Source organism: Oceanobacillus sp. FSL K6-2867 (assembly GCF_037963145.1).
Classification (GTDB): Bacteria; Bacillota; Bacilli; order Bacillales; family Amphibacillaceae; genus Oceanobacillus.
Genome location: NZ_CP150144.1, coordinates 3,272,366 through 3,294,707 on the forward strand (window position 1 = coordinate 3,272,366; position 22,342 = coordinate 3,294,707).

Here is a 22,342-nt window from a genome sequence, read left to right on the forward strand (position 1 = left end):
AAAGGAATGGTAAGTATTACAATAATAACTTGTTATGAAGAAAATGTGGAGGGAGCTGTCATGCCAGGCTTGATAGATAAAATCCAGCTAGCAAAAGGAGAAATAGGCAGATCTGTAATTGCGGTTAATCCGATGATAGTGAATGAAATAAGGGATAAAAACAGGGATATGTTCTATTTTGGAATAAAGAACACAAGTCAAATTCCGGAAAGCATAATCCGGCGGGTTCGGACACATGCAAATTTTGCTTGGCTGACCATTGATAAATCTGCTGATAAGGGGAGGGCGATCGATTCGGATCTTATAAATCCATTAACATATCGTGTTATGACAGGGTCAACCAGCGGCGGTCCTATCAATATTTTAAAGGGAATCAACGATTTTGTTATAGGCACAGATGGAGGTGGTTCGGTGCTTGCACCTGCAATGAGCTGCCAGCTGCCATCTATAATTGGTGCAGGAACCGGCCTGTTCGTAAAAAATAAAAAGTTGTCCACTGACCAGTATGAATTTACAGGGAGTATAGGTGTCATTGCAAAGCGTATTTCGATGTTAAAAGAAGTAATGGAATGCATGCTTGAACAAAAGCTAACGCCATCTTCAGAGAAAAGGTTAAAAATTGTAATTCCTAAAAAGGGATCTATAATCAGTCCCGATCAGATAGATATGCACGATAAAGTAATGGAACAGTTAGCTTCTATTGAATTAAGAAACTATCAAATTGAAGAGATTAATATGAATGGGATCGATGAGAGAAAGAAAGGAATCGAAGTTATCCAATATTGTTTTCAAGAGAGACAAGCGGATATGATTCTAACATGTGAAGGACCTGTTGACGTATATGGATATGGGGAAACAATCCCACAGCATTTTGGAGAAGCTGGTATAAATTTAACCAAAAACCATGGTAAATACCTTATTCGGGCTGCTAATATGTGTCAAACGACAGCTATTACTGTTCCGACAAGTACGTTGGCTAGTGGCATCACGATAATTGCCAAAAGCGGAATCGCTCATTGTGGATACGCTTTTGATTTAGCACTGCAGCTGGAGGGAGCTATTCGTTTGCCAGAGGTTTGGAGAAGATACTATTTAGAAAATGATCAGCGAGTTTCCCGGTTGGATTTTTGGTAGTCACCATCAATTACAGCAATTAGAACTATTGGAGGTATTTCTATGAATTTACAGGCCTATAACGAAAGACTGCAACTATTGCTCGATCAAAAGGTAATTTCAAGTGCTGCCCATGAAGTTGCCTTACAGGCATTTAAGCAGATCATGGAGGTTGTTGGAAAAACAGATATTGAACAAGCTGAGATGCTCTTTACCCACCTGCCAATGGCGCTTACAAGAATTGAAGCGGGTGAAGAAGCAGAAGCACCAGCAGTGGAAATAATGCGTGAGGTGAAACAATCTGAGCATTTTGCTATAGCTGAAGAGCAAATAGCATTTATCGAGAATAAGTGGATGCGGGCTTTGCCGCAGGGAGAAAAGGAATTTCTTTATATGCATTATGTAACAGTATTAAATACAAATTTATACAAGGAGGAATTACGATGAAAATTGTTATTGGCGGGCAAGTGGAGAAAAAGGAGATTGAAAGATTAATAAAGGAATTGGATCCTTCGATTGAAACCGTTGTCAAGTCTGACTTAGAAGCAGCGATGGAAATGAAAACAGGCAAAGCAGATTACTATTTTGGTGCATGTCATACCGGCGGTGGAGGAGCATTAGCTATGGCAATTGCCATGCTTGGAAGAAATCTCTGTCAAACCGTATCAATGCCAGGAAAAAAGCCTAAAGAAGAGAATGTAGAAGAAGCAGTCAAGAATGGAAAAAAAGCATTTGGATTTACAGGTGATCATGTGGAGACAGCGGTACCAATGATATTAAATGCGATTAAAACAAATTCATAGAATGGAGGACAAATAAATGGAAACATTGTTTGTCATATTAATAGGTGCAGTGGCTGCTATTTTAGCAAATCAAAATATTGCTGTTTTTAATGACGGATTACGGCCAATTGTTTCAGAACATATTGATGGGAGCTTAAAGCGTAGAGAACTTGGTTTAACTGCATTTGCTATGAGTTTTGGATTGGTGATTGGATTTGGGATACCGTTTACTTTATCGGCAAGTATTATTTTAATTCACAGTATTTTATTAGGAACCGATATTATTGGATTATTAACACCTAAGAACAAGTGGGGTACTCCGGTCGCAGCAATTGTCGGTGGTCTGTATGGATGGGGTCTTCTCACTGGTCTGGAAGGTTTTGTGAAGTTATTTGAATACCTTCCAGTTAATTTCCTAGAGCCGCTTGGAGAAGTAGGTACACCGGTTGTTGTCACATTTATGGCCTTTCCAGCACTTGCAGTTGCCATGCAATTCAGTGTTAAGAAAGGTATCCTGACTTTTGCGGCAGCAGCTTTGGTAAGGCAACTTGCAGTATTAGTAAATGAACAAGGCTTGCTGACAATCGGTGATAATGTTATTTCATTAAACCAAGAAGGTATGGCATTAATTGTTGGCATGATTTTCTTATTCGCATATGCAATGCGAGAAAAAGCAGAAGAAGGATCATCTGTTGATTTGGCCTCCGTTTTCAGTGAAAAGGTATTACGTATTAAGAAAAATGTTGTGTATTTTATGATTATTGGCGCTTTAATTGCTGGAGCTACCAATCTATTATTGATGGCTGGTGATCCGATTTCACTTAACTTACTTGCAGAAGGCAAACAAACGGACGCTGGAATTGCTGCTGCAGCCAGAGCAATTGGTTTTATCCCATTAGTTGCAAGTACAGCAATTGCGACTGGAGTTTATAGTCCGGTTGGATTTACATTAATTTTCGTGGTTGGATTATTTTCACCAAATGTATGGTTAGCGGTTATCATTGGTGCGGCAGTAATTTTTGCAGAAGTAATGCTATTGAGCTATATTGCTAAATTCTTAGATAAATATCCGGGAGTACGTAACTCTGGAGAAAATATCCGCAGTGCCATGACGAAGTTGCTTGAAGTTGCCTTATTAATTGGTGGTGCGAACGCTGCAAATATGATTGCACCAGGATTTGGTTTCTTCTTTATTGCTGGATTCTATCTGTTGAATGAAGCTGCTGGGCGCCCAATTGTGCGAATGGCTGTAGGCCCTATGGGAGCTATTGCAGTAGGGGTTATCGTAAATATTTTAGTGTTGCTTGGAGTTATGAATATACCGCAATAATGCGGGGAAGCAAGACAAGGTGCAAGCAAGCCTTGTCTTGTTTGACTTATTATAAACATCATATGCTGACTCTTTCTATGTTACAAAGCTTCGTCATCCCTTTGGGCCCCTCTAACAACAATCCCATTTACGCTGGACCATTCAGCATAATAAATCTTACGTATATCTTTATAACCCATTTCAGCTAATTGAGCTCGTAACCATTTTTCATCTTTTTGAATACGTTTTAATGCTTTTTTCTCTATCCTGCCTTCATCAACGATCAAATGTGTTAAAGCAGTTTCTTTGGGGTTAACGGATAGCATTTCAGCAGTAACTGGTGATGATAATTCATTTTTCAAGACACTTAATTGTCCGCTCGGTTCCAGAACTGCGTATTTTACTTCTTGTAAAGAAAAGATACCTTGTTGACGAAGCATTGTTCGGAGCTGCTCGGATTCCAGCTTGTTCTTTTTGAGTGCTTTTACATCAAGCTCTCCATCTCTTATGATAATAGATGGTTCCCCTTTAATAACCGTTCTCATTCTGTCAAATCTTCGTACAATCAGTTCTATTATATAAATTAAAACCGCCCATAAACCTATCGCATACAGTACTTGCCATACAGTTACCATATCATCATAAATAGATTCTTCGAGCAGGCCACCAAGAACTAATAGATAGACAAGATCAAATGGTGTTATTTGTGAGAGTTCTTTTTTTCCTAATAGACGGACAACAAGCAGCAAGGCTAAAAGTCCGCAAATTATTTTAATGCTTATGGAAGTTTCTATGATTCATCCCACCTTCTGAAATGTTTAATCAATTTAATGTTGTATTACCCTTTTTTCTATTTATTAAGCTTTCTGGACTATTAGCTGTTTTTCATGATGGAACAGCATAATCGATTTCGTTTCATATCCATTGATTCGTGATACATACATAGTAAGAAAGGGGAGGGGAGTTATATGACAGCAGAGATAGCGATAATGAATAAGCAAGGTATTTCTTTGGCTGCTGATAGTGCGATAACAAGTGGCAGAGACGGTGTTCAAAAGGTTTATAATACAGCAAACAAACTATTCTCCTTATCAAGTGAGCATCCAATCGGAATTATGGTTTATGGTGCTGCATCGTTTATGGAGGTGCCATGGGACGTCATTATTAAATCGTATCGAGATAATCTTGGTGAACGGAAATTCGCTAATCTAACCAACTATGTGGAGGACTTCTTCAATTTTTTGCAGCAAGATGAGCGATTTAAAAATGAAGATGTAGAAGAAATAATTATTTATCGTATTTTTTCTGATAATCTAAAGCGTATTGTAAAAGAAGTGGAGGACATAATCAGGCAGGAAAAGAATAAAGATGGGGATATTTTTGCCGAAAAAGTAACGGATTGGTTAGTTACATGTATTAATGAGAATATACAATCGTACAAAAATGAGAAAAAGTCTTTTTTAGAGCTCCATTATCATGCATTTAAAGAAAAATTCGGTTCTGTTATTCATGAAGTGAAAGAAGAGCTGATTACGTATGAAATTCCCAGTGAGCAGACGGAAAAATTATATGAGCTTGCTTTTGAAGCCACAAAAAAGGATTACTTCAGTATAGGAAGCACGGGATTTGTAATTGCTGGATATGGTGAAGAAGAGATTTTCCCCCAATTATTAAACTACCGCTTAGAAGGCTTTGTATTTGACCAATTGAAATACAAAAAGCTAAAAGAAAAAAGGATTGGCTATACGACAGATAAAATGGATGGAACAGCTGCTGTTACCGCTTTTGCGCAACGAGAAATGGTCGATTCATTCATAGGCGGAATGGAACCGAATATGGAAGATGTTATCTTTGACATTATTGCTAACGTGTTAAAAGACTATCCAGAGCAAATTCAAAAGCATGTATCGATAGATTTTACCGAGGAACAAGTTACAGAACTGCAAAGCTTGGGTAAAGAAGTGTATGAGTCGATAGAAGATGCAGTAAAGGAATATCAGCAAACAAATTATGTTGAGCCATTACTTGGTGTTGTGCGATCCTTGCCAAAAGAAGAGCTGGCCGATATGGCAGAAATGCTTATTAGTCTTACTTCCTTTAAAAGACGTGTGACAAGAGCAACAGAGTCTGTTGGTCCACCAATTGATGTGGCTGTCATCACAAAAGGTGATGGGTTTGTATGGATGAAACGGAAAAACTATGTGAATTCTGAAATTAATGCTCGATTTTAAAATCAGAAAGGAATGAGCTTATGGTTTCCAAAGAAAAGAAGTCATCAAAGGATTCGTTTTTTAGTTTGCCCACAGAGGATCGCCTCGACTTTGAATTGGAAGATAAAGAAAAAGAGGAAAAAGAAACAGCAACAGAAAAAGTATTTGATAAATTGAATGAAAAAAATAAAAAGAAGTAAATCGTCTATATACTACTCTCCCCAAGAGTGGCAAGGGTTATCTGAGTAATTAAAGTATTACAATCGGAATATTAACCTATAAAAACTGTTTTTTTATGTTTAAGTAATTTATATCGTGGAACACAATTAATGTACGAGCAAGACTATCAACTATTGAAAGGAGCTGTTAAAAATGGCTAGAAACAATAATGGTAAGATGTCTCGTGAACAAGCAGGAAAAAAAGGTGGAAACGTAACCTCAAGAAATCATGACCAGGAATTCTATGAAGAAATTGGTCAAAAAGGCGGAAAGGCAACTGCACAAAATCATGACCAGGAATTCTATGAAGAAATTGGTCAAAAAGGCGGAAAGGCAACTGCACAAAATCATGACCAAGAATTCTATGAGGAAATTGGTCAAAAAGGCGGGGAAGCAACCTCCAAAAACCATGACCAGGAATTTTATGAAGAAATTGGTCAAAAAGGCGGGGAAGCCACCGCAAGAAACCATGATCAGGAATTCTATGAAGAAATTGGACAAAAAGGCGGAGAAGCCACCGCAAGAAACCATGACCAAGACTTTTATGAAGATATTGGTAAAAAGGGCGGCAACAAACGTGCGCGCCAAAGAAACAACAATAACAACAGAAACAATTCATAACCTATTTGGGCAGTGTGAGGAAGAACATAAAAGTTCTTCCTCACATTGTTTTTATTGAAAGATATAATAGCTTACTTGCCGAATACGTGGTTTGCAGGATGGATTTACGAATTCTATGTTAATCCCAGCCATTTCCACCAAGTAGCTGCAATAATGATAGTTACAGCAATCGTAATTACCGTGGCATATACGCCTGGCTTTAGAAAATCCCGCTGTGAAATGAGACCAGTGCTATGGACAAGTAAATTCGGCATTGTTTCAACAACTAGCAAAAATCCATAAAGACTTGTTAATCCAGCAGTAAATGCCATAGCAAGTGGGTCGATCTCAGCGTTTGCCGCGACACTTATCGTAATTGGAATCAGTGTAACAACAGCAGCTGGCACATTCGAGATCATTTTATGAAATACTTGGGTTAATAGAATAATGATAATCACTGCCAGTAATGGATTTTGCACAATGGATAAGAACCATCCCACACTTAAATATGCGCTAAGGGTTGCGATTGCTCCTGAATCTACTAAAGCATAGCCCATTGACAAGGTGACACTTAGAAGCAAAACTGTATTAAAGTTTATTTGCACAACATTTTCCCATCTAGCACAACCTATCATAGGCAATGACATTATGACGGCGCCGATCAATGCAGGTATGCTTGGATGCATGCCATGAAATGGTTCACTTATCCATAGTCCTACAATAATAAGCAGGATAATTAAACATCGCCATTCTTGATTAGTTATTGGTCCAAGCGACTTCAATTTGAAATGCATTTCTTTTTTGAGCTGGGGAAATGATTGCTCATTTTTAGGCAGCGGATATAGTTTAATGAGTAAGCCCCATATTGCCGGTATGAGAATAATCCATATTGGAAATGTATACAGAAACCACTCAAAATAGGTTATTTCAATTTTGGCAAAACGATACAAAAGCTCTACCGTTAAAATATTGCCAACAGCTGCTGTCATAATTGCAGTTCCGCTAACATTACCACCAAAAGCAACACCGATCATAATCATTTTACGTAAATTGCTTCCTTGTTTTGCTCCTACTGTCTCTACAATCATCGAGGAGATAGGCAGCATAAGGGTGGAACGAACCGCAGATGATGGAATAAAGATGGCCTGGACTTGCTGGACGAGTATTAAGCTGCCCAGCAATCCGTTTGCACGGCCTCCCCATTTTTTTAAGATCAAGTAACTGATTCTTTTTACAAGTGGAGTTTCATTTACTGCTTTGGCTACCATCATACCAGCAATAACAAGGTGTGTAGCAGGCGAAGCGAACCCGCTGAACACTACTTCGGTATCCGTTAAATTGAATACTAACATCATAACAAGTATCAGTAATGCTGTCAGCCCCATCGGTATTGGTTCAAGTGTCCACAGTATGACTCCAAAACTAACAATTCCAGCCATCAGCCGCGCTGAATGTGAAAATGTATCCGGCAATCCGAAATATAAAAACAAGAAAACAGAAATGGCGATCAAAATACTTGCCAGCTTAATTATATGCTGTTTAGAATTGCGACTTTTTTGCTTGTTTACGTTAACCATCATCGATGACGACCTTTCGTGAAATAATGTGACCATATCATCAATATAGGCAGATTAAGCTTCAGCTTGTGCCGTCCTTTTTCTTTTTAACATTTGTGCAGCTATGACAATCGCGAGTAAAAGGATACCAATCGCATCGGACAACATTCCCGGTATTACTAATACGATTGCAGCGATCGCTGAAACTACTCTTAAAACCCAATTTAGATTTTCCAGCAAGTATCCTTCAAGTGCGATAGCCAGAGACACAACACCAATAATTGCTGTAATCGCGATCAATAGGATGCTTAAAGCGTCAGCATCTTGCATCAGCATCTCAGGCGAATAAACGAAAACATATGGCACGAGAATCCCAGCAGCTGCGAGTTTCAGTGATATAAATCCAGTTTTATTCGGTTCGCCACCTGCCAGTCCTGCTCCAGCAAATGCTGCAAGGGCTACTGGAGGTGTTAAGTTTGCCAAAATACCGAAGTAAAAAACAAACATATGGGATACAAAAGGCTCGACACCGAACTGTACCAATGCTGGTGCTGCCATAGAGGACGTAATAATGTACGTTGGGATGGAAGGGAGACCCATTCCCAAAATGATAGATGCAATCATTGTAAAGAATAATGTCAAAATGAGTGTGTCGTTACCAAGAATAAGAATTGCCGAGGTCATTTTTAAGCCAAATCCTGTTAACGAAGCTACACCTACAATAATTCCGACCATTGCACAGGCCATTGCCACACCAAGTGCACTGCGTGTTCCATCTTCCAGCGCTTGAAAAAGACTTTTTAGATTCATTCGCGTTGTTGCTCTTAATAAAGAAATGATTACAGTCGAAATGATTGCCCATGCTGCAGCATAAATTGGGGTAAACCCACCAAATAACATATAAATGAGGATGATAAGCGGAATCAGTAAATGTCCTCGTTCTTTTAAAACATCTTTCATTTTCGGGAGTTCATGTCGGGATAATCCCTTTAAACCGAGTTTTTTTGCGCGTAAATGAACAACTGAAAGCACACCCATGTAGTATAAAAGCCCAGGGATAATGGCTGCAATAGCAATTTCTGCGTATGGCATCCCTAACGTTTCCGCCATAATAAAAGCTGTTGCTCCCATTACTGGCGGAAGTATTTGGCCACCAACAGAGGCTGCTGCTTCTACAGCTCCTGCAAAATTTTTGGAATACCCTGTTTTCTTCATGAGTGGGATGGTAAATGAACCGGTTGTAACGACATTCGCAATGGCAGAACCATTAATCGAACCAAGAAAACCGCTCGAAACAACGGAAACTTTCGCAGGACCTCCGGCAGTATGTCCAGAGATAGCCATTGCAGAATCATTAAATAATTGCCCCATTCCCGTTCGATTTAAAAAAGTTCCAAACAAGATAAATAGAAAAATATAGGTAGCGGAAACACCTATTGCAGTCCCAAATATTCCTTCTGTTGTTAAATACAAGTAAGAGGCAATATCGTCTATTTGATATCCTCGATGGGCAACCATCCTGGGCAGATAAGGACCGAAATAGGCATATAACAGGAACAACGTACAGAGAACGGTCAGTCCATTCCCAACTACACGACGTCCTCCTTCAAGAACAAGCAGAACCATTAGTAGGCTGAAGATAATATCGTTCTGGCTTGGTAATCCAGCTCGATTTACAATTCCCATATAATCGGTGAAAATATAAACAATGGTTGCAATCGATAAGATAGCAAGCAAAAAATCAATGATTGTTGCCCGAGTCTGTGGTGCATTTTTTCGTGAGGGATACAGTAAAAAGACAAGAGCCATTACTACACCCGTATGCAATGCCCGGTGCTGTAATGTAACTAAAGGCCCTGTAAACGAAGTAATCAAGTGGAATAGGGCCAAGGAAACTGAGATAATCATAACAAGCCTGGCCATCCAAGGTATGCTCAATTTTCGGAACCTAGCTTCTGAATCGTATTTTTCAACAATTTTTTGTTTTTCTGCTTCTGATAATTCTTCATGGTTTTTCACAAGCTCTTCTTTTGGCATCTCACTTTGTTTATCAGCCATCAGCGCCATACCTCCTTATGGATCTTTAACAGCAGCCATTTATAGACCTGTATTTGTTCATAATGGATTTGGACATTTGTATCATCCGGAATAAAGTCGGATAATGAATATCTTTTTTCATTATCTTTCAGATAATAGTTTGAAATTGGAACATAGAATAGGGAATAATAGGGGATAACCCGATTTATTTCAGTAACTTGGATAAACCCATTCGGAAGAAATTCCACTTTGCCTTCTGTATCTGGCGTACCTGCTCCATATGATTGGTACAATGTAGATTCAAACACCAGATATCCATTATCGGCTATTCGATAAGTTTCTTTCCATGGAGTTAATTCAACAGAATGTCTCCACCCGATTGTTACTTTTTCTGAATCCCATGGCAGAAAAAATAATGGATTGTCCTCTCCATCCGTTAATAAAATGCCTGATTGGAGAGGAGTCATACCGATCCAGACTCCAACCAGCAAAATAGTAAGAATAAGTGATATTTTTTTCATAGAGCAGTCGATAAGTCCACTTTTATTCCGTTATCCCTTGTTCTTCAAAATATTTAGCTGCGCCTGGATGGAGCGGTGCAGGTAAGTTTTGTAATGCATTTTCTAATGTGATATCGTTAGCTGCATTATGAGTGTTCTGTAATTGATCAAGGTTATCAAATATAGCTTTGGTCATTGCATAAGCTATGTCATCTGATACTTCGCTGTGTGTTAATAAAACATTATTAACTCCAATGGTTGATACGTCTTTCTCCATGTCATATACATCCTTTGGTACAGTTGTTGGGAAAAAGGATGGATAGTCGTCTTGCATTTTTAAAATGATATCTTCGGCAATTTCTACAATCACAATATCCTGTGTTGTCTGAAGCTCAAGTACTCCAGCATTTGGCAATCCAGAGGAAATAACAACTGCATCAATATTTCCATTTTGAATTCCTTCCACTCCTTCTGAAAAGGAAAGAAAGTCAGCATTGATATCCTCGTATGTCATGCCATATGCTTCTAAAACGCGTTGTGCACTGATTTCAGTTCCAGACGCAGGGGCGCCAACAGCAACTCTTTTGCCAGCTAAATCTTCTACGGTTTTAATGCCTGATTTTTCGGTAGCTACAATTTGTAAATAGTTTGGGTAGAGCGAGGCAAGGGTACGGATGTTTTCCTGAGCTCCTATTTCTTCGGCGCTTGCAATCCCTTCATAAGCATCTTGTGCGGCATCTCCCATCGAAAATCCGATTTCTGCATTACCTTGATTAAGTGTGGTTGCATTTGCAGTGGAAGCTGCTGTGGACTGACTGTTTGCATTAGCGCCTAAGTCTTGGAAAATATTTGCTAATGTACCGCCAAGTGGGTAGTATACACCAGATGAACCGCCTGTCAGAATCGTAATAAATTCACCAGCTAATGCATCTTCACCATTACCATCCTTGCCAGCGGCATCAGAATCACTATTATCATTACATGCAGCGATTAACATAGATATGGTTAGGAACATAAAAATAATTAAAATTTTTTTCATTATAATACCTCCAATGGTTTAGTTGCTGAAATCATCAAATAACAGTGTGTCTAGCAAAATATGGTTACTGGAAATAGTTATACACCCCCTATGTTTAGACTCTATGCTTTCAACTTGTGAGTTTAGACAAGAAATTTAACTAAAATAAAAAATCCAGTTCAAATAAGACTGCAAATAGTCTATTTTTGAACTGGATCTTATCTGTGGGATAAACTTCGGGAGGAAGCTTTGACAGATTAGGCAGATCATATTATTTATATTTGGTAATTATATGTTATGTTTTTCTTGCAATGTTAGAACAGCATGATTATGAATCCAACTAACTCCTTTAAACAGAAACCAGTCTGCTTCAATCATTCTCACAAACCATTTTGTTCATGGATGCATGTTTAATAGGTAATGAAAAAATGAATTATGAGAGATTCGAATGCTTGCGTTTTCCAGAGGAAATACAGAAATTATCAGGAACGTTACAATTAGAATACAAGCCTTTTATAAGCTGCTTTTCATGTTTAAGTAATGGGCAACGTGGAATATAATTAATGTACGAGCAACAATATCAACTATTGAAAGGAGCTATAAAAATGGCTAAGAACAATAATGGTAAGATGTCTCGTGAACAAGCAGGAAAAAAGGGTGGAAAAGCAACCGCAAGAAATCATGACCAGGAATTCTATGAAGAAATTGGTCAAAAAGGCGGTGAAGCAACCGCAAAAAATCATGATCAGGAATTCTATGAAGAGATTGGTCAAAAAGGCGGGAATGCAACTGCAAGAAATCACGATCAGGAATTCTACGAAGAAATTGGCGAAAAGGGCGGGAATGCACGCGCGCGCCAACGAAACAACAACAACAAAAACAGAAACAATTCATAACTAAAACTTAATATGTATGATAAAGAAGGAAAGGGATTTTGATCTCCCTTTCCTTTTTCTCTGTGTAGTTATGTAAGTTCCTATCATAAAATTAAGACCCATAAAGTGAAGGATGAAAGACCTTACTACCTTCACTTTATGAGTCTCGGGATGATGCTGATTTTTTAGTAATCTTTATTATTTAGAAGCTGAGGCTGTTTTAGTACGTGCTTTTTGGTTATAGCCTGAACTTCGTTTTGCTGGTGTCCTTCTAGTACTCGCGCTGGAAGAACTGGATTTTGATTTAGCTTCTGCTTTTTTATTCGTGCTTGCAGATTCGTTTTGTTTTTCCTCTGCTTTATTAGATTGTGGCGCAGAATTGCTTTCTGTGTCTTCTGCCTCTGTTTCCTCTCCATTTGATTGCTTGCTTTTTGCAGGGGTAAGCCTATGCTTTAACTCTATTGTTTTATTTGTGGTATTTTCTTTGATTGCAGCATATTTGTCCATTGCTGAATCAGTGAGTTCACGCGATTTATCTACTGCCTTATCTTTAGCAGAGCCCACTTGATAGGTAATATCTCCACGCAGCTCTTTTCCGGATTTCGGAGCAAGTAATAGGGTGGTCGCGACACCGACTCCCCAACCGATAATACCACCTCGAATAACATCTTTTTTGGTGTAAGCCTTATCGGATGAATTTCGGTTTTCTTGTTCTTCTTGATTTGTTTGTACTTGCTGTTTGTTTTGTTCTGTCATGATTTATTCCTCCTAATAGAAATTTAAATTTGCTAGCTATTGCCAGATAGTTTACCTTCTAATTTTTCCAATCGTTCGAGCAGCTTTTGATTTTCTTCTTTTAACTTATCCTGTTCTTGCATTGCTGCTTGCGAGTTTAGGTATGGGTCTGTTTCCCACCAGTCCATTCCGATTTCTTTTGCTTTATCGACAGATGCGACAATCAATCTGATTTTGATGGAAAGCAGCTCCACATCTGCAATTCCTACTCGTATGTCTCCCGCAATGACAACCCCTTTATCCAATACGGTTTCAAGCACATCAACCAAATTACTGGACCCCGCAGTTGTTTGTGGGGAGTTTTCGTTCGCCATGTTTTACCCTCCCTGGGAAATCCTATTTCACCCTTCATTCAACCTATAGAGGTTACACACCTATAGTAAATTTCCTAAAGGTCCCAAATCGATATTCAAATCCTCATCCGTAAAATTAAAAATCCCTTTTAGCTCTTCCATTTTTATATCTAAGTTCATTAACGCAACACCGAGTTTTTCAATTTCCTCTTCCGTCAGATTCCCTCCGTCTACACGGCGGATTGCCTGTCGTTCGACAAGTTGACGTAATAACTCAATTACGGTAAGGACAAGCTGAGCAAGACCTTCTTCGGCACCTTCAGGATCAAGCTCGATCCGTCCGCTTTTCTCTGGACGATGGTCAAGACCTGCTAAGGATGCTGGTTGATTATTAAGATTGATGGATGACACGATCCAACTCCTCCTTTTCATAATCAAATTGTTTCGATGAAAATTTCTCAGCTGTTTGCTGATTCGATTCAATAAGTGTTTCAACTGAGGAGATCAATACGCGTAAATCGAGATAGACTAAGTCGATTCCAGCGATAGAGAGGATGATATCTCCTTTAATTGCTACACCTTTATCCAGAACTACATCGAGAACATCAATGAGGCCAACCTCTTTATTTTCAAATTCCATGTGTATCCTCCAAACTAGCTAATCTTGGCAAAATGATAGGATGGCCATGGTCCTGTAACCTCGAAGTGCCAGCCTGATCCCGCCCATTTATCCTGCAGCTTTTTAATGATAGATTTAAAATCATTAATTCGAGATTTATCCACCATATAGACACTGTTCCAGCACATTTCTTCTTGGCGTCCCGTAACATCCTTATTCCAATTTCTTTTCACTTCGTGGTCGACACTTAATGCTGCTAGTTTCTTATGAATCGATTTTGAAAAGGCATGTGTTTCTTTCTCTGTCTCTTGATCAATAAGTTGATGAAGCCTTCTATTTTCCAAGTACTGACGGCCAGGTGACATGGCAGCAATTTCTTTCTTTTTGGCTTCTATCGTTTCATTATTACTTGCCACCATTTCTTTTAGCTTATCCCGCTCGCAATAGAGTTTTAATATCCACTCATCTTTATCTGCGATGTTATCAAGTAAATGGAGCATACGTGTCTCGTGGGTGCTGATTGTGTTTTTTAAACTTTCCAGACCAGAATAGATCGTGCAAAACTTCATTGGGATGATAGGATATCTCTCATAAAATTCCATCAATGCTTCGTGATGGTGAAATGCTTTCTGGTGGAGCCAATTAACATCATTTGATTTTTTTTCGAGTTCCTTTTCACTGTATTCCACTGGGTCCAGCTCACAGACAATGGCATCGACATTTTCAAATGGAAGGCTGTAAATCTGTGACTCCTCATCCAGCCCTTTAAGAGAGGGGAGGGGAGCTGCGTCTTTTCCGCTTGCCGGTATAATTCCATATAAATAGATTAATTTCTCCATATTTCATCCTCACTCTTTTCGTTTTGTTAACTCATTTATTTGTTCCATTTCTCGTTTTTTAGCAATTTCATAACGAACTAACAGTTCCGTTTCAGATTGCTTGTAGGATGCCTCATCAATTTCTTCCAGTTCATACATCATCTGCAGGTGAATTAATTTCTTTTGGATGTGCTCCAGATCATATAGCTCTTTTTCCACTTCTTCTTGAACCTTTTCCCCAATTTTTACAATTAAGTTTATCGGCGAAGTGAAGATTTTTTGGATCATGTGGAAGGTTCTTCTATCTTTAATTTAATATTGATAAAGTTATAGGCTGGCCATGGTCCTGTGTATTTAAAGTCCACTTTATCCTGCCAGCTGTCATGAAGTTCATTTACTTTTTTATCGAATTGGGACTCCTTGTCGCTATCTATCAGGTACGCGGCATTGAGAAGCATTTTTTCGCCGATTGGATCATTGATTTGATTGGCCTCTGCGAGAGTACTTAATGAATCATGTATTTCTGACTTGATATCATTCTGTAGTGAATGGAAGAAGTCTTTCGCCATCTCGCCTAACTGAATCCGGTCAAAATATCCGGCAGCCTCTGATTTGGAGTGTACGATCTGTTTTTTCTTCATGACATTTTCATTTTGCTTGATACTCTTTTCCAGCCAATCTTTTTTACCAACAACCTTTAAACCAACCTCGATTTTTCCTTTAATTTGAGGGAAAATTTCCACTAACTGAGGATAGAGGCTTTCTGCTAAGGCGAGCACATCCTCTTCACTTTGGAATAGGTTCCCGAAACTGATTGGCACGACTGTATCCATCGTTTCCATTACTCGGGAAAGCACTTTCTGATGCATCATTAGATTTTCTTTACTCGGATGATAGATTTTCATAGGAACACGAGTAACGACCATTGCTGCATCTTTATAATGGACCGTGTAAATCTCTCTGTCTTCGCTATCAAAATGGACATTGCCGAATCCAGCCTTTTTATCTGTCTGAATGCCGCAAAATACATAAATTCCTTGTTTCTCACTCATCTTCTTCACCCTAACGTAATTTTTTTGCATTCTTGTACAAGCTGTCTTTTTATGCGCTGTTTCTGTTTATCTTCTATGCATGCCTGAAGGGGGAACCATGTCATGTCAAAGCATAGTTGATTAAACTCCTCATTCTTGCCGTCAACTGGTATATCATACTGTTTCACGAATTCAGCTATCATAATGGACGCTCTTAATGAAGGTCCTTGATAATTCTGGCCTGTATCACATAGCTTTCTGATTTTCATCATAAATTCAACGATTGCTTCTGCCTTTTCTCGCTCGATCGCTGTTTTATGGACAACTGCTGTAACTTCCGCTTCCTGATCCAGGGATCCAAGCGTCAGTGTCACCATTCGGTCTAAAAGGGCATCCTGTGATGCATAGACACCTGCATATTCGACAGGATTACTAGTGAAAATAGCAGAGAAATTTTGATGGACTTTTATAAATGGCTCCTTTTGTTTGGTTCCATACAGGGGTAAGATCCTCTCTTCTAAAATAGGCAAAAAGATGTTATTTATCTCAGGCTGGGAACGTGTAAACTCGTCATATACGAGTGTATAGCCTTTTTTTACCGCTTCGAGTAATCGTCCGTCTGACCAGGATTCCGTAACGCTTTCTTCAATTTTTTGAACGCTTCTTATATAATTATCTTTCAGTTTTCTGCGTTTATAGCCAGTAAATGCACCAATAAAATCCTCTGTAGAAAGCTCTTTATTTCCATTTATCAGTATGACGGGTCGCTTTCTTTGCTTCGCTATATGAAGAGCGAGTGTTGTTTTCCCAATTCCTGAAGGACCTGTAAGATGAAGGGGGTAGCCGGTATTCAGGTAGCGTAATGACCGTTTAATAATTCCTTTGTAGTAAGCAGACTGTTCATATAAACTTTTTTGGTTTGTCTCCGTAGAATCGGTCACGTTTGAGCCTCCTGCCATCTAAGCTTGTTCCTCCAGATCACTTCGGAATCTAAGACTTATTCTTGAAAAGCCGGTAACCTCGGAATCTGTATCGAGGAAAACCTCGTATAATCCAATCATTTGATCATTCGCGTATTTTTTCATATATTCTTTTTCCTCAATCACTTCTACAAGTGCCCGCCAGCCAGTCTCGCCATCTTCCTCCTGTTTTTTAACCGAAATAATTTTATGGGGAGGAGCGATATTTTCGTTAAAAAACTGCTTTACTTCCTCCATCACTTTCATATGTCTCACTTCCTTGTATTTTTTCGGCAAATGAGCTAGGATAAAAATTTTTATTAACTAAATCCTAGAATCTCTTTAACATGCCAAGTGTTCCAGTAAGTATAACCGGAATCGGAGTATATCCTGATTCCAGTTGGTGAGTTAAAATCTATGCTTCTTCCTCTTCATATTCCAAGCTATTACCCCGTGCAGATAAGCGATCAGATAGGCCATCCTCTTCAAAATCATCCTGTAATAAACCAACGGCCTCAGCATAGCGCAGCCATGTATCGACACTTGCAATTACTACACGTGCCTCCACGGTAATTAATTCAATACCTACTACGGAAACTCTTGCAAACGCATCGATGACAATTCCCTTATCCAAAATTCGGTCAATTACCTCTGCTAAACTTGAACTATCGGTTGACTTTTGTATAGCCATTTAAATCATGCTCCTTTCTGGATCGTTGAACTTACTAAGAATTAGGTTTTGTGTTGATTAGAAAACTAAAACTCGTCACTGAACAGGCGTTTCCGCTTTTGTGCTTAAAGATCTGCATAATGCTTAATACTCCTTGGACCTTTCATTTTTGCAGAACTTTTAATAGAGGCTGCACTTTTCAACTGACTTACACCTTTGATGTGATTTACACCACGAATCCCTGTTTCCGATTTTGTCCTTCTTCTTAATTTGCTTTGAAATTCCTCTCCAGTTTCCTTTGCACCTGCTACTTTTTCCTTTACCTGCAAGAGGGCATGCTGCATTTTGTCTTCCACTTTTTCTGCATTTGCATGAACCTTTGCTACATTTTCATATTTCTTTTTCTTCAGCTTTTCTGCAGCTTCATTTACTTTGGATTGAATACCTTCAGTCAGCTTATTACGGAATTGCTCTGCCATTTCCTCTTTTATTTCTGATTTTGCTGCTTGTTTGATTTCCGTTGGGCTGTCTGCTCGTTTGATAATATTTTTTACTTTGGGAGCAGCATTTCGAATCCCTTTTGATAGCTTAGGAAATAAAAACGGTGCAGTAGTAGCTAAAAAAGTAATCCCACCAGCAATAAACGAGGCTTGCACGCCAGGTTTTTCGATTATCTTCTTCGTTGTTCCCATAGATAACCTCCTTAGCAGGGGCCTGATTGAATATCAGCTTAGCAATTAATTACCCTTCCATACGTTTAAGAAACTAGATAATTTTAACTAGATTAAAGAAACATGGCATGTTGTAACAATAAAGGTACAAAAAAACGGAAGCATAGAGGTTAATTAGAGGCAGGAATTACAAAAATTACAATTGTATTAAAATTAGAAATGCCTGTCTGTTTGTCTCTTATATATAAAAAAATTTACATGGATTTATTATTTACTAAATATTCATTCATTAAAATGGATATGAGGACACGAATAAATTGATGGGGGGATAAACGGTATGGTTAAGTTCTTTCATTGGTTTTATACAACGGAAGTTCATCTCTTTCGTTTGATAAACCAATACTTCGACAGGAAGTATGTAAACAGCTTTTTTCTGACGGTCACACACTTTGGCGGAGCAAGGTTTACGATAGCCGCCGTATTACTTCTGATATTATTTACATCTGGAACGATTCAATTGCTTGCGATTGCTAGTGCAGCAGCTTTAACAATGAGTCATCTTCCGGTTGCACTTCTTAAAAAGCTGTTTCCTCGCAAAAGACCTTATGTAAGATTAGAAGAAATAAATGTGATGGAAAATCCATTGCAGGATCATTCTTTTCCTTCTGGTCATACAACAGCAATATTTGCAATCATAATTCCATTTATACTTTTTTATCCTATCTTGACCGCCATTTTACTTCCCTTGGGCATTGCTGTTGGACTATCTCGAATTTATTTGGGACTTCATTATCCTACAGATGTGCTTGCAGGATGCTTATTTGGGACAGCGATAGGCACTCTAACACTTTCATTTATTCGTATGCTCGTCTTGTTTTAATAGTCGTTTATACCTGTTTGCATGTACATTTATCAAATATTTGATGTGGGGTGGATGGTCTTGAAAATTGCTATTTTTACAGATACCTTTGCACCGGAAGTGAATGGGGTTGCCAAAACATTAAAACGATTTACGGAATATCTAGACGAACAGGGAATAGAATACCGTGTTTTTGCACCTAAAAGTTCAAATGAAGACCTATATTCAAGCAATGTGCATCGTTTTCTTAGCTTGCCATTCTTTCTATATCAGGAATGTCGATTAGCATTGCCGAGAATGTCAAATGTCAGAGATGAACTACAGCAATTTCAGCCGGATATTATTCATGTGGCGACACCGTTTAATATGGGGCTTTGCGGACTGCATTACGCGAAAAAACTTCATATACCGATTGTCGGCTCTTATCATACAGACTTTGATAAATACTTGGCCTATTATGATATGCAATTTTTATCAAGAGTGCTTTGGAAATATATGCACTGGTTTCATCGCCCATTAAAGAAGATTTTTGTACCATCAACAGATACAATGGAACAATTGCAAAAGCGCGGATTTACGAACCTGTCGATATGGTCCCGCGGCGTAGACATATCCATGTATCATAGTAGATATAGTGAAGAGCTGGTTAGAGAAAAATATCAGATTAAAGAAAAATATATTCTGCTGTATGTGGGGAGAATTTCTCCGGAAAAAGATGTTGGCTTGCTGCCAGCCATTAATGAAAAGCTGCTCCAAAAAGGAATCGATGATGTTCATTGGCTTATCGTGGGGGATGGCCCATTAAAAGATGAATTAGAACAAATCGCACCGTCAAACATGACGTTTGCAGGCTATATAAATGGAAAAGATTTAGCAGAAATGTATGCAGCAGCAAATTTATTTGTTTTTCCTTCTGCTACAGAAACCTTCGGAAATGTTGTATTAGAAGCGATGGCATGTGGAACACCAGTGATCGGTGTTAATGCTGGTGGTGTTCGAACCATTATTAAGAATGGTTTAACAGGGATTTTATGTAAAGAGAAGGATGAGGATGGATTTACAGAATCAATTATTCGTATGCTTTCCAATCGGGTGGAGAGAGAAACAATGCGATTAGAAGCAAAGAAATATGCGAAAACACAGGCTTGGGATACGATTTTTGATGGACTTTTAGCAGAATATGAACAAGTGACGCAAGAGGCAGGAGACAAAGTGCTTGCTTAAGTGTATGTGGTCTGTGAAAAAGACAAATGATAGATTAGAAGCTGAATTCATAAATAATGAGTTCAGCTTTTTTTCTTTCCGTTTCCAAGATTTAATGAGAGGAATTTTTTGTAAAGCGCATAACCTTGACATTCGATACTATCCATACTAGAGTTATAGGTTAATTGCTATCATTTAGGTGAGCTTTCCAACGTTCATTTTAAAAGCAAAAATAGATATTTTATGGTTTAAGGAGTATTGGTATGCGTGGAAATTTCAGTTTTATATGAGGATAATCATCTGCTGCTTGTGGAAAAGCCAGTTAATATCCCAGTGCAAGCAGATCGGACAGGGGACCATGACTTTTTGTCGATGCTGAAGCAGCACCTGAAAATTCGTTATGGAAAACCAGGAAATGTTTATCTTGGATTGGTGCATCGCTTGGACCGCCCTGTTGGTGGAGCAATGGTTTTCGCTAAAACATCGAAAGCTGCATCTCGAATGTCAGATTTAGTTCGCAGACAAGCAATCGAACGAAAATATTTGGCTGTTGTAAGAGGTTTGCCAACAAAGAATGAGGCAAAGCTTGAGCATTATCTCTATAAAAACACCCGTGAAAACAAGGTATATACGGTAGCGGCCAATCATCAAAAGGCGAAGAAGGCAGTACTTGATTATAAAATGATTGCCAACAGAGAAGGTTTAAGTTTATTGTCTGTAAAGCTTCATACAGGAAGGCCACATCAAATACGTGTTCAGCTCTCCGCAAATAAAACACCGATCTATGGGGATCAGAAATATGGGCAAAAGACTAATCGACCCGGACAGCAAATTGCACTCTGGGCAAATCTATTGCGGTTCGAGCATCCGGTGAAAAAAGAAATGATAGAGGTGCAGTGCCCTCCACCAGAAGAGCGTTATCCGTGGAATGTTTGGAATAAGATATACAAAAGGTAATTTGAATTTAGCAATCTACTAAAACAGAAAAACGCGCTGGAATAAACGAATGAATAGATTCCAGCGCATGATAAAACACTTATTCAGCAGGATTCACACCTCAACCTTACGCTTACTCAAGTTTTTAATAATCGCATCTGTAATTTCAGCTGTATTATGTGTTCCACCTAAATCTTTTGTTAAAATCCCTTGACGGGTTGTTGCTTCAATCGCCTGATTAATACGGGTTGCTTCTTCTGAAAGTCCCAGGTAATCCAGCATTAAAGCAGCACTGCCGATTGTTCCGATGGGGTTTGCGATTCCTTTCCCAGCAATATCAGGAGCGGAACCGTGAACGGATTCAAACATACTTGGTGTACGTTTTTCTGGATTTAGATTAGCGCTTGCGGCGATTCCCAGACTTCCTGCAAGTGCACTTCCTAAGTCTGATAGTATATCAGCGAATAAATTTGATGCCACAACGACCTCTAAATCTTCGGGGTGCAAGACAAATTGGGCTGCCATAGCATCTACAAGCCATTGGTCTGTCTCAACATCAGGATAATCTTTGCTTACACGGGCAAATACTTCGTCCCATAGCACCATCCCATATTGCTGCGCATTACTTTTCGTTACACTTGTCACCTTTTTTCGTTTACGAGTCCTAGCAAGATCAAATGCAAATCGAATGATTCGCTCGCATCCTGTTTCAGTAAAGAGTGCGGATTGAACTGCGACTTCATTACTTCCTTCTCTGCCTGCGAAGTTTCTGCCACCAACACCCGAATACTCTCCTTCCGAATTTTCCCGTACTAAAATCCAATTTAGATTATCAATATCAGGATGGTTGAGTCTTCTTGGAACTCCAGGCAAGAATTCAACTGGACGTATATTAGCCCACTGGTCTAAACCTTGGCAAATCGCTAAACGCAAGCCCCATAGACTTACATGATCAGGAACCCCAGGGAATCCAACAGCACCAAAATAAATGGCATCGTAATCTCGTAATTTTTCAACACCATCTTCATCCATCATTTTTCCATTCTCTAAATAATATTCACAGCCCCAAGGGAAGAAATCGTTTTCAAAAGTGAAAGCGCCATTTGACTCTTTAGCTAGGTAATCCAGTACACGCAGACCTGCGTCAATGACTTCTTTCCCAATCCCATCACCAGGGATGACCGCGATTCGATAATTTTTACGTTCACTCATATCAAATTCCTCCTTATAAAAATCCAATTTAAATTATGGTTAATACAAATATTAAAT

General features: G+C 38.8%; 28 protein-coding genes. 11 read left to right on the forward strand and 17 right to left on the reverse strand.

From position 1 onward, the window contains the following. The first annotated feature begins 60 nt into the window (after positions 1 to 60). Genes NSQ77_RS15860 through NSQ77_RS15875 form a run of 4 tightly spaced genes read left to right on the forward strand, consistent with a single transcriptional unit; the run spans position 61 to position 3,225 of the window. On the forward strand, positions 61 to 1,134 hold the full coding sequence (locus NSQ77_RS15860; RefSeq protein WP_339227003.1) for a hypothetical protein: 1,074 nt from the start codon (positions 61 to 63) through the stop codon (positions 1,132 to 1,134). Between the two features lie 42 nt (positions 1,135 to 1,176). Continuing rightward, positions 1,177 to 1,560: a PRD domain-containing protein gene (locus NSQ77_RS15865; protein WP_339227004.1), complete on the forward strand. Its 384-nt coding sequence runs from the start codon at positions 1,177 to 1,179 to the stop codon at positions 1,558 to 1,560. Beyond that, positions 1,557 to 1,916 carry a DUF2620 domain-containing protein gene (locus NSQ77_RS15870; RefSeq protein WP_339227005.1) on the forward strand — a complete coding sequence of 120 codons (360 nt, stop codon included), beginning with the start codon at positions 1,557 to 1,559 and terminating at the stop codon, positions 1,914 to 1,916. The genes NSQ77_RS15865 and NSQ77_RS15870 overlap by 4 nt, the downstream gene beginning before the upstream one ends. A 16-nt stretch (positions 1,917 to 1,932) precedes the next feature. Continuing rightward, on the forward strand, positions 1,933 to 3,225 hold the full coding sequence (locus NSQ77_RS15875) for a YhfT family protein (protein WP_339227007.1): 1,293 nt from the start codon (positions 1,933 to 1,935) through the stop codon (positions 3,223 to 3,225). A gap of 80 nt (positions 3,226 to 3,305) precedes the next feature. On the opposite strand, the gene NSQ77_RS15880 is transcribed toward NSQ77_RS15875, so the two are convergent. Then, complete coding sequence (locus NSQ77_RS15880) at positions 3,306 to 4,001, reverse strand: DUF421 domain-containing protein (RefSeq protein WP_339231039.1); 696 nt, start codon at positions 3,999 to 4,001, stop codon at positions 3,306 to 3,308. A 171-nt stretch (positions 4,002 to 4,172) separates the two neighbouring features. Between NSQ77_RS15880 and NSQ77_RS15885 the strand changes: the two genes are divergently transcribed. From NSQ77_RS15885 to NSQ77_RS15895, 3 genes are all read left to right on the forward strand, one after another. After that, a complete protein-coding gene (locus NSQ77_RS15885) occupies positions 4,173 to 5,435 on the forward strand; it encodes a hypothetical protein (RefSeq protein ID WP_339227008.1) in 1,263 nt (420 codons plus the stop codon). A 20-nt stretch (positions 5,436 to 5,455) separates the two neighbouring features. Beyond that, positions 5,456 to 5,614 (forward strand): hypothetical protein, encoded by a 159-nt coding sequence (locus tag NSQ77_RS15890; RefSeq protein WP_339227009.1) that lies wholly within the window; start codon positions 5,456 to 5,458, stop codon positions 5,612 to 5,614. A 172-nt stretch (positions 5,615 to 5,786) separates the two neighbouring features. After that, positions 5,787 to 6,254 (forward strand): general stress protein, encoded by a 468-nt coding sequence (locus tag NSQ77_RS15895; RefSeq protein WP_339227010.1) that lies wholly within the window; start codon positions 5,787 to 5,789, stop codon positions 6,252 to 6,254. A 113-nt stretch (positions 6,255 to 6,367) separates the two neighbouring features. Here the strand turns inward: NSQ77_RS15895 and NSQ77_RS15900 are convergent, their stop codons facing one another. Genes NSQ77_RS15900 through NSQ77_RS15915 form a run of 4 tightly spaced genes read right to left on the reverse strand, consistent with a single transcriptional unit; the run spans position 6,368 to position 11,365 of the window. Further along, complete coding sequence (locus NSQ77_RS15900) at positions 6,368 to 7,813, reverse strand: DASS family sodium-coupled anion symporter (protein ID WP_339227011.1); 1,446 nt, start codon at positions 7,811 to 7,813, stop codon at positions 6,368 to 6,370. Positions 7,814 to 7,864: 51 nt separating this feature from the next. Continuing rightward, complete coding sequence (locus tag NSQ77_RS15905) at positions 7,865 to 9,847, reverse strand: TRAP transporter permease (RefSeq protein WP_339227012.1); 1,983 nt, start codon at positions 9,845 to 9,847, stop codon at positions 7,865 to 7,867. Next, positions 9,847 to 10,347, reverse strand: coding sequence for a DUF1850 domain-containing protein (locus tag NSQ77_RS15910; protein ID WP_339227013.1), 501 nt, complete (start codon positions 10,345 to 10,347; stop codon positions 9,847 to 9,849). Before NSQ77_RS15910 ends, NSQ77_RS15905 begins: the two co-directional genes overlap by 1 nt. 22 nt (positions 10,348 to 10,369) lie before the next feature. Beyond that, positions 10,370 to 11,365, reverse strand: a complete 996-nt coding sequence (locus NSQ77_RS15915) for a TAXI family TRAP transporter solute-binding subunit (protein ID WP_339227014.1) — start codon at positions 11,363 to 11,365, stop codon at positions 10,370 to 10,372. Positions 11,366 to 11,949: 584 nt separating this feature from the next. Here NSQ77_RS15915 and NSQ77_RS15920 point away from each other — a divergent pair. Continuing rightward, positions 11,950 to 12,240, forward strand: a complete 291-nt coding sequence (locus NSQ77_RS15920; RefSeq protein WP_339227016.1) for a general stress protein — start codon at positions 11,950 to 11,952, stop codon at positions 12,238 to 12,240. A 177-nt stretch (positions 12,241 to 12,417) separates the two neighbouring features. Here the strand turns inward: NSQ77_RS15920 and NSQ77_RS15925 are convergent, their stop codons facing one another. From NSQ77_RS15925 to gvpQ, 11 genes are all read right to left on the reverse strand, one after another. Continuing rightward, entirely contained in the window at positions 12,418 to 12,975 is a 558-nt protein-coding gene (locus NSQ77_RS15925; RefSeq protein WP_339227017.1) for a YtxH domain-containing protein, read from the reverse strand. A gap of 32 nt (positions 12,976 to 13,007) precedes the next feature. After that, the gene (locus tag NSQ77_RS15930) at positions 13,008 to 13,328 is read right to left on the reverse strand and encodes a gas vesicle protein (RefSeq protein WP_339227019.1); all 321 of its coding nucleotides are present in this window, start codon (positions 13,326 to 13,328) and stop codon (positions 13,008 to 13,010) included. 60 nt (positions 13,329 to 13,388) lie between these two features. Further along, positions 13,389 to 13,709 (reverse strand): gas vesicle protein K, encoded by a 321-nt coding sequence (locus NSQ77_RS15935; protein WP_339231042.1) that lies wholly within the window; start codon positions 13,707 to 13,709, stop codon positions 13,389 to 13,391. Continuing rightward, positions 13,699 to 13,947 (reverse strand): gas vesicle protein, encoded by a 249-nt coding sequence (locus NSQ77_RS15940; RefSeq protein WP_339227020.1) that lies wholly within the window; start codon positions 13,945 to 13,947, stop codon positions 13,699 to 13,701. The genes NSQ77_RS15935 and NSQ77_RS15940 overlap by 11 nt, the downstream gene beginning before the upstream one ends. A gap of 14 nt (positions 13,948 to 13,961) precedes the next feature. Further along, positions 13,962 to 14,765, reverse strand: coding sequence for a GvpL/GvpF family gas vesicle protein (locus NSQ77_RS15945; protein WP_339227021.1), 804 nt, complete (start codon positions 14,763 to 14,765; stop codon positions 13,962 to 13,964). Between the two features lie 9 nt (positions 14,766 to 14,774). Further along, positions 14,775 to 15,032: a gas vesicle protein GvpG gene (locus tag NSQ77_RS15950; RefSeq protein ID WP_339227022.1), complete on the reverse strand. Its 258-nt coding sequence runs from the start codon at positions 15,030 to 15,032 to the stop codon at positions 14,775 to 14,777. Further along, a complete protein-coding gene (locus tag NSQ77_RS15955; RefSeq protein ID WP_339227023.1) occupies positions 15,029 to 15,796 on the reverse strand; it encodes a GvpL/GvpF family gas vesicle protein in 768 nt (255 codons plus the stop codon). Before NSQ77_RS15955 ends, NSQ77_RS15950 begins: the two co-directional genes overlap by 4 nt. Before the next feature lie 5 nt (positions 15,797 to 15,801). Further along, positions 15,802 to 16,716 (reverse strand): gas vesicle protein GvpN, encoded by a 915-nt coding sequence (gene gvpN, locus NSQ77_RS15960; protein ID WP_339227024.1) that lies wholly within the window; start codon positions 16,714 to 16,716, stop codon positions 15,802 to 15,804. 18 nt (positions 16,717 to 16,734) lie between these two features. Beyond that, positions 16,735 to 17,010: a gas vesicle protein GvpO gene (gvpO, locus tag NSQ77_RS15965; protein ID WP_339227025.1), complete on the reverse strand. Its 276-nt coding sequence runs from the start codon at positions 17,008 to 17,010 to the stop codon at positions 16,735 to 16,737. 139 nt (positions 17,011 to 17,149) lie between these two features. Further along, entirely contained in the window at positions 17,150 to 17,425 is a 276-nt protein-coding gene (gene gvpA, locus NSQ77_RS15970; RefSeq protein WP_339227026.1) for a gas vesicle structural protein GvpA, read from the reverse strand. 104 nt (positions 17,426 to 17,529) lie between these two features. Beyond that, complete coding sequence (gvpQ, locus tag NSQ77_RS15975; RefSeq protein ID WP_339227027.1) at positions 17,530 to 18,096, reverse strand: gas vesicle protein GvpQ; 567 nt, start codon at positions 18,094 to 18,096, stop codon at positions 17,530 to 17,532. 316 nt (positions 18,097 to 18,412) lie between these two features. Between gvpQ and NSQ77_RS15980 the strand changes: the two genes are divergently transcribed. The 3 genes from NSQ77_RS15980 to NSQ77_RS15990 all read left to right on the forward strand — a co-directional run bounded on the left by NSQ77_RS15980 (position 18,413) and on the right by NSQ77_RS15990 (position 21,094). Next, positions 18,413 to 18,955, forward strand: a complete 543-nt coding sequence (locus NSQ77_RS15980; protein WP_339227029.1) for a phosphatase PAP2 family protein — start codon at positions 18,413 to 18,415, stop codon at positions 18,953 to 18,955. 60 nt (positions 18,956 to 19,015) lie between these two features. Further along, entirely contained in the window at positions 19,016 to 20,158 is a 1,143-nt protein-coding gene (locus tag NSQ77_RS15985; RefSeq protein ID WP_339227030.1) for a glycosyltransferase family 1 protein, read from the forward strand. A gap of 246 nt (positions 20,159 to 20,404) precedes the next feature. Continuing rightward, positions 20,405 to 21,094: an RluA family pseudouridine synthase gene (locus NSQ77_RS15990; RefSeq protein WP_339227031.1), complete on the forward strand. Its 690-nt coding sequence runs from the start codon at positions 20,405 to 20,407 to the stop codon at positions 21,092 to 21,094. Between the two features lie 93 nt (positions 21,095 to 21,187). Here NSQ77_RS15990 and NSQ77_RS15995 read toward each other — a convergent pair whose 3' ends face one another. After that, positions 21,188 to 22,285: a tartrate dehydrogenase gene (locus NSQ77_RS15995; RefSeq protein WP_339227032.1), complete on the reverse strand. Its 1,098-nt coding sequence runs from the start codon at positions 22,283 to 22,285 to the stop codon at positions 21,188 to 21,190. Between the last annotated feature and the right edge of the window lie 57 nt (positions 22,286 to 22,342).